This is a genomic window from Streptomyces sp. LS1784 (assembly GCF_020103755.1).
Taxonomy (GTDB): Bacteria; Actinomycetota; Actinomycetes; order Streptomycetales; family Streptomycetaceae; genus Kitasatospora.
The window spans coordinates 1-7,020 of the sequence record NZ_JAHSQD010000427.1 but is presented as its reverse complement, the minus strand read 5'-3'; the positions used below and the strand labels follow the sequence as shown (position 1 = coordinate 7,020).

At 72.4% G+C, this 7,020-nt stretch carries 7 protein-coding genes; 3 read left to right on the top strand and 4 right to left on the bottom strand.

The annotated features are described in order from the left end of the window. Positions 1–1,365: C40 family peptidase (locus tag KS423_RS33500; protein WP_224283523.1), on the bottom strand; the 1,365-nt coding region annotated here is incomplete at its 3' end. Positions 1,366–1,702: 337 nt separating this feature from the next. On the opposite strand from KS423_RS33500, the gene KS423_RS33495 reads away from it, so the two are divergent. After that, positions 1,703–2,875 (top strand): inorganic phosphate transporter, encoded by a 1,173-nt coding sequence (locus KS423_RS33495; RefSeq protein ID WP_224283522.1) that lies wholly within the window; start codon positions 1,703–1,705, stop codon positions 2,873–2,875. 26 nt (positions 2,876–2,901) lie between these two features. Then, positions 2,902–3,153 (top strand): hypothetical protein, encoded by a 252-nt coding sequence (locus KS423_RS33490; RefSeq protein WP_224283521.1) that lies wholly within the window; start codon positions 2,902–2,904, stop codon positions 3,151–3,153. 117 nt (positions 3,154–3,270) lie between these two features. Here the strand turns inward: KS423_RS33490 and KS423_RS33485 are convergent, their stop codons facing one another. After that, complete coding sequence (locus KS423_RS33485) at positions 3,271–4,824, bottom strand: MDR family MFS transporter (RefSeq protein ID WP_224283520.1); 1,554 nt, start codon at positions 4,822–4,824, stop codon at positions 3,271–3,273. Between the two features lie 155 nt (positions 4,825–4,979). Further along, positions 4,980–5,429, bottom strand: a complete 450-nt coding sequence (locus KS423_RS33480; RefSeq protein WP_224283519.1) for a MarR family winged helix-turn-helix transcriptional regulator — start codon at positions 5,427–5,429, stop codon at positions 4,980–4,982. Between the two features lie 126 nt (positions 5,430–5,555). On the opposite strand from KS423_RS33480, the gene KS423_RS33475 reads away from it, so the two are divergent. Further along, positions 5,556–6,596 (top strand): ABC transporter permease, encoded by a 1,041-nt coding sequence (locus KS423_RS33475; protein ID WP_224283518.1) that lies wholly within the window; start codon positions 5,556–5,558, stop codon positions 6,594–6,596. A 159-nt stretch (positions 6,597–6,755) separates the two neighbouring features. Here KS423_RS33475 and KS423_RS33470 read toward each other — a convergent pair. Beyond that, on the bottom strand, positions 6,756–7,020 hold a 265-nt coding region (locus KS423_RS33470; RefSeq protein ID WP_224283517.1), incomplete at its 5' end, for an ROK family protein.

Here is a 7,020-nt window from a genome sequence, read left to right as displayed (position 1 = left end):
CGGCTCGGTCGGCGTCCCGGTCGGCGTCGAGGTCGGCGTGCCGCCGGACGGCGTCCCCGGGTCGGTCGGCGTGCCCGGCGTCCCGGTCGGCGTGCCCGGCACGGTCGGCGGCGTCACCGCTCCACCCGGGGCCGGCGTGGCCGGCGCCTGGTTGGCCGGGCTCGGCGAGATCGGCGTGACGGAGTCCCAGCCCGTCGGGAGGTCGGGCACCTTCCACGCGCCGCCGGCGTCGTCGGCCGCGCCGGACGGGTCCGGCCGGACGGCCCCGAGGATCGGCATCGAGCCGACCGGCGAGATCTTGATGAACGCCCCGGGCCGCGGCGCCTGCACGACCAGCCCGCCGCCGATGTACATCCCGACGTGCGAGGCGTCCTGGAAGTACACCACCAGGTCGCCGGGCCGCAGCTGGTTGAGCGCCACGTGCGGCAGCTGCGCCCACTGCTCCTGGCTGGTGCGCGGGATCGGCCTGCCCGCGTGCAGCCAGGCCTGCGAGGTGAGGCCCGAGCAGTCGTAGGAGGCCGGGCCGGTGCCGCCCCACAGGTACGGCTTGCCCAGCTGCGCCAGCGCGAAGGCGATGGCCCCGCGGCCCTGCAGGGAGGGCGTGCGCTCCCCCTTGCCGAGCGCCCCGGAGGCGAGGAACGCGAGCTGCGCCTCGTCCGCCTTGGTCTTCTCCAGCTGCTCCAGCTCGGCCCGCTGGGCGCCGGTCAGCGAGGAGACCATCTGCTCGACCGCGGCGAGGTCGGCGGCCGCCTTGGCCTTGGCCGCGTCCTGCTCGGCGACCAGCGTCCGGGAGGTGTTCAGCGCCTCCTCGGTCTGCTTCTTCAACCCGTCCAGCGCGTCCCGGTCGCTCTTCAGCCTGTCCAGGAACTCCGACTGCGAGCGGCTGGCCGACGCGAGCAGCTCGGCGATGACGACCGCCTCGTACGGGTCCTTGGAGAGCAGCAGCTCGGCGTACGCGGAGGCGGCCCCGTTGCGGTACTGCGCGGCGGCGAGCTGCGAGGCGATGTCGGTGCCCGCGTCGACCTGCTTCTGCTGGCGGTCCAGCCGGCCCTGGAGGTCGGTGAGCGAGGCCTGCTGCTCCGTCACCTTGGCGACGGCGCCGTTGTACTGCTCGGTGGCGGCCTCGGCGCCCTGGTAGAGCGCGTGCAGCCGGTCGAGCATCGGGCCGAGGGTGGCCTTGGCGGCAGCGAGCGGGTCACCGCCGGCGACGCTCTGGCCGGCCCCCGGGTCGGGTGCGGCCCAGGCGGCCTGCGCGCCCGCGGGCAGTGCGAGTGCCGCGGCCGCGAGGACGGCTCCGCAGCGCAGCGCCGCCCGCACCCAGGGCCGTACGCGTGCCGTCTCCGCTCTCTGTGCCGCCCCGCCCATGGCCTGGTCCTCCCCGCCGCGCACTGCCCCTGTCCCGGCTTCCCGGATCCCGCAGATCCTCCCACGGGTTACTCGCCGGAAACAGGGCGCGTGCGGACCGGGAGGTTAATTCTCGATTGATCTGTGAGACAGCTCTCAGCAAACCGGGTCGAACCGGCATGTTCTTCGCTAACGTCCAGTTCAGCGCGCCCCAGGTCACTCCGATGAAAGCCAATGGTCACCGGGAGTCAACCGCCGGAACCACGATTCCCGACCCAGTTCACCTTCCGTTTACCAAACAGACCTACGGTCGCGACGTCATCAACGTCCGTGCGACAACTACGACGATTGTTTGGGTATGGAACACATCTCGTTCCTGGTGGCCGTTGTGATCATCACGGCGCTCGCCTTCGACTTCACCAACGGGTTCCACGACACCGCCAACGCGGCCGCCACCGCGATCGCGACCGGAGCCCTTCGTCCGAAGGTCGCGGTCACCATCGCGGCCCTGCTCAACTTCGCGGGCGCGTTCCTGTCCGTGAAGGTCGCCACCACCATCTCCGGCGGCATCGTCAACGAGAAGGCCGGCGTCCATCCCGAGATCATCTTCGCCGCCCTGGCCGGCGCGATCCTCTGGAACCTGCTGACCTGGCTGCGCGGCCTGCCGTCCAGCTCCTCGCACGCCCTGTACGGCGGCCTGATCGGCGCCACGATCGTCGGCGTCGGCATGAACGGCGTCAACTTCGACACCGTGATCACCAAGATCCTCATCCCGGCCGTCGCCTCGCCGTTCGTCGCCGGCCTGGCCTCCTGGGGCGCCACCAAGCTGGCCTACGTGATCACCCGCAAGGGCGACGCCGCGGCCACCGAGAAGGGCTTCAAGACCGGCCAGGTGTTCTCCTCCTCGCTGATCTCGCTCGCGCACGGCACCAACGACGCCCAGAAGACGATGGGCATCATCACCCTGACCCTGGTCTCGGTGGGCGCCCTGCCGCACGGCGCGCTGCCCCCCACCTGGGTGATCGTCTCCGCGGGCGGCGCGATCGCGCTCGGCACCTACATGGGCGGCTGGCGGATCATCCGCTCGATGGGCAAGGGCCTGGCGGACATCCGCCCGCCGCAGGGCTTCGCCTCCGAGTCGGCCGCCGCGACCGTCATCCTGACGTCCTCGCACATGGGCTTCGGCCTCTCCACCACCCAGGTCTGCTCCGGCGGCATCATGGGCGCCGGCCTCGGCGGCCCGAAGGGCGAGTTGCGCTGGAGCATGGTCCGCCGCATGGTCTACACCTGGGGCCTGACCCTGCCGGCCGCCGCCGTGGTCTCCGGCGGCGCGGCCCTGTTGGCCGAGCAGGGCAGCTGGGGCGTCGCGCTGGTCGGCGCCGTGCTGGTGGCCGGCGCGGGTGCGATGTGGCTGATCTCCCGCCGCCAGCCGGTCGGCGCGGACAACGTCAACGACGTCACTCCGGTCGAGGTCGCACCGGCCGGTACCACGAACGCCCCCACCCCCGCCTCGACCACGGTCGCGGCCTGAGCGCCGCCGGCTGAGGAGCACTCACCATGCACATCAAGTGGAACGCCCTGGCCCAGACCGCCGGGGTCAGCTTCGGCATCACCGTCGCCGTGGTCGCCGTGTTCGCGCTCGGCATCCTGGCGCTGTCCCGCCGCGAGGCCGCGGTGAGCGCCGCCCGTGAGGGCGGGGGCGCCGGGGCCCCGGGCGGCGGCAGGCTCGCCCTGGCCGGCGCGTACGTCTGCTTCGCGCTGTGCGGCGGGGCCGTCCTCTACGGGCTGTCGCTGATCGCCGGCAAGTAGCCGCCGCGCGCCGCGCACAAGGACAACGGGCCGGGGAGTGCCTTCACGCACTCCCCGGCCCGTTCGCGCATCCCGACTGCCGGTCGGTTCTCCTGGGTGGTCGGTTCTCCTGGGTGGTCAGTTCTCCTGGGTGGTCTTCAGCGCCGTCTCCCGGATGAACAGCACGGTGACGAAGGCCAGCGCCGCGAACGGGGCGGCCCACAGGAAGACGGTGCCGACGCCGTGGCCGAAGGCGTCCGTCACCAGCGGCACGATCGGGGCCGGCAGCTTGGCCAGGTCCGGGATGCCGCCGCCGGACGCCGCGGGCGACGCCGGGATGTGCGCCGCGGCCAGGTTCTCGGCCAGGTAGTGGCCGACCTTGTCGGTCATCAGCGCGCCGAGCGCGGAGACGCCCATCGCGCCGCCCATGGTGCGGAAGAAGGTGACCACCGAGCTGGCCGCGCCGAGCTCGTGCCGGGGCACCGTGTTCTGCACCGCGAGCACCAGGTTCTGACTGGTCAGGCCGAGGCCGACGCCGGTGATCGCCATGTAGACGGAGAGCAGCCCGTAGTCGGTGTCGGCCCGGGCGGTGCCGAGCAGGCCGAAGCCGACGGCGAGCAGCGCGGTGCCGGAGACCAGGTAGGCCTTCCACTTGCCGTACTTGGTGATCAGCCGGCCGGCCACCGCGGAGGAGACCGCCAGGCCGAGGATCATCGGCAGGGTCATCAGGCCGGCCACGGTCGGGGACTTGGCGCGGGCCAGCTGGAAGTACTGGCTGAGGAAGGTGGTCGCGCCGTACATCCCGACGCCGACCAGCACGCTGGCGAGCGCGGCCAGGGTGACGGTGCGGTACTTGAACAGGCCCGGCGGGATGATCGGCTCGGCGGCGCGGCGCTCGATCACGACGGCCAGGGCGCCCAGCAGCAGGCCGCCGCCGACCATGGCCACGGTCTGCCAGGACAGCCAGGCGTAGTTCTTGCCGGCCAGCGTGATCCAGATCATCAGCAGGCTGACCGAGGCGGTGATGACCAGCGCGCCCAGGTAGTCGATCTTCGCCTGGCGCTTGACCACCGGCAGCTTGAGGGTGCGCTGCACCACGAGGATCGCGGCCAGCGCGAACGGGATGCCGACGTAGAAGCACCAGCGCCAGCCCAGCCAGGAGGTGTCCACGATGACGCCGCCGATCAGCGGGCCGCCGATGGTGGCGAGCGCGAAGACCGCGCCGAAGTAGCCGCTGTACCGGCCGCGCTCGCGCGGCGGGACCATCGCGGCCAGGCAGATCTGGCCGAGCGCCACGACACCGCCGGCGCCGATGCCCTGGAGCGCGCGGCAGGCGATCAGCTCACCGGTGTTCTGCGAGAGGCCGGCCAGCGCCGAGGTGCCGACGTAGATCAGCAGGGCGATCTGGAGCAGCAGCTTCTTGCTGGCGAGGTCGGAGAGCTTGCCCCAGATCGGGGTGGAGGCGGTGAGGGTGAGCAGGGACGCCGTGATCACCCAGGTGTACGCGGACTGGCCGCCGTGCAGGTCGGCCAGGATGTGCGGCAGGGCGTTGGAGACGATGGTCGAGGAGAGCACGGCCACGAAGAGGCCGAGCAGCAGGCCGGAGAGCGCCTCCATCACCTGCCGGTGCGTCATCTGTGAGCTGTCGGCCGCGGCGGCGGTTCCGCTCGCGGCCTCGGTGGTCACGGTCATCTGGGTCCTTCGGCGAAGCGTGCGGGATGCGCGGGTCATGAAATTTCGTTGCCTTAAGCAACCATACGGCGAGATGGTTGAATTAGGCAACTTTCTTCAAGGGCAAGTAAAGCCCGCGGTCGCGGGCCCCGGTCGCGCCGCCGACGGCCGCCCGGTCAGTCGACCGGCGACTCCCCCAGCACGTCGTTGAAGCGGCGCAGCAGCTCCGCGAAGCGGGTCACGTCCTCCGGCGACCAGCCGCCCATCACCTCGCGCACCCGGCGCATCCGGACGTCCCGCGCGGCCAGGAAGCGCCGCCGCCCGTCCTCGGTGAGCGAGACCAGCGCGGCCCGGCGGTCCAGCGGGTCCGCCTCCCGGGCCACCAGGCCCAGCTCCTCCAGCGCCCGGATCTGCCGGCTCACCGTCGCCTTGCCGACCGCGAAGTGCACGCCCACGTCGGTCACCCGCACCCGCCCGGCCTGCTCGATGTAGCCGAGCATGCTGTACGCCATGCCCTCCAGCCCGGGGTGCACCCGCCGTGAGAGTTCCGCCACTCTGGCCCGGCCCCGCCGGAACATCAGCGCGACCTCGCTCTCCACCGCCACCAGGGCTTCTTCGTCACTCACCGCGCCAGTATCGCGCAGCGACACCCGCCGGGAGCCGGTACGGAAGGTGCGACAGGCCAACTACTTCATGGTATGAAGTATCGGTTCTGGAAGTACCGTTTTCCCCCGTTACGCAAGGAGATGTGGATGGCAGCCCCGGGGCAGGGTTTCGTCGCCGAACTGAAGAGTGCGGTCACCCCGCGCGCGGCACTGCTCGTGCTCGGAGTGCTGCTGCTCCAGCTCGGCTTCATCACCTCGTACATCGGGGCGCTGCACAAGCCGGCCCCGCAGAACCTCTCCATCGCGGTGGTCGCCCCGCCCCAGGTCGCCCCCAAGCTGGTCGGCGCGCTGGAGGCGGTGCCGAACGACGCCGTCAGGGCCTTCACCGCACCGGACGCCGAGACGGCGACCCAGCAGATCAAGGACCAGAAGATCTACGCGGCGCTGGTCGTGGACCCGACCGGCACCCAGGACACCCTGCTGGTCGGCGGCGCCCGCGGCCCGTCCGCGGCCAAGGCCGCCGAGACCATCACCACCGCGATCGACCAGAGCCAGGGCCGCACCGTCAAGGTCCACGACGTGGTGCCGCTCGCCGCGGGCGACACCAACGGCCTCTCCGCCTTCTACCTGGTGATCGGCTGGTGCGTCGGCGGCTACCTGGTCGCCTCGATCCTGGGCATCAGCGCGGGCTCCAAGCCCGCCAACGTCCACCGCCTGCTGATCCGCCTCGGCGTGCTCGCGCTCTACTCGATCGGCGCCGCGGTGCTCGGCACGCTGATCGCCGGGCCGGTGCTGGACGCGCTGCCGGGCTCGATCCTCGGCCTGAGCGCCGTCGGCGCGCTCGTGGTGTTCTCGGTCGGCGCCTTCACCATGGCGCTCCAGTGCCTGTTCGACATCATCGGCATCGGCATCGCGGTGCTGGTCTTCGTCGTGCTCGGCAACCCGAGCGCGGGCGGGGTCTACCCGGCGCCGATGATGCCACCGTTCTGGCGGGCGATCAGCTCCTGGATCCCGAACGGCGCCGGCACCAGCGCGGCCAGGTCGGTCGCCTACTTCGACTCCACCAACCTGGGGCTGCCGGTCCTGGTCCTGGTGGTCTGGGCGCTGATCGGCATCGGTGTCGCCCTGCTCGCCGTGCTGCGGCACCCGAGCTCCCAGCGCCGCGAGCTGGTCTCCGCCGAGGCCTGAGCCGCCCGGTCCCGACCGTCACCGAGCCCCCAGCCGCCCCGGCCGGGGGCTCGGTCGCGTTCCCGGTCCCGGCACGCATGCCGCCCGCGGGGCCCGGGGTCTCCCAGGGCGTGTCCGACCATTCCCGCCGGGCGCGCGACTCGAATGGTCGGACACGCCCTAACCGAGTGGCCCGGGGTCGGCCACGATGGCCCGCACGACCCGCACCGCCGCGCCCAGCAGCGGGCCCCGGCGGCCCAGCCGGGAGACCGTCAGCCGGTCCTCGGACCAGGGCCGCACCGTCACCCGGGCGGCCAGTTCGGCCCGCATCGCGGGCAGCAGCCAGGGCGCCAGCCGGGCGTAGCCGCCGCCCAGCACCACCTCGGCCGGGTCCAGCAGGTTGACCGCGCCGGCGGCCGCGGTGCCGAGCGCCGTGCCGGCCCCG

What these genes read in the sequence shown, in the direction of transcription:
- KS423_RS33495 (WP_224283522.1), top strand. Translation starts at nt 1,703, where the DNA reads ATGGAACACATCTCGTTCCTGGTGGCCGTTGTGATCATCACGGCGCTC.
- KS423_RS33490 (WP_224283521.1), top strand. Translation starts at nt 2,902, where the DNA reads ATGCACATCAAGTGGAACGCCCTGGCCCAGACCGCCGGGGTCAGCTTC.
- KS423_RS33485 (WP_224283520.1), bottom strand. Translation starts at nt 4,824, where the DNA reads ATGACCGTGACCACCGAGGCCGCGAGCGGAACCGCCGCCGCGGCCGAC.
- KS423_RS33475 (WP_224283518.1), top strand. Translation starts at nt 5,556, where the DNA reads ATGGCAGCCCCGGGGCAGGGTTTCGTCGCCGAACTGAAGAGTGCGGTC.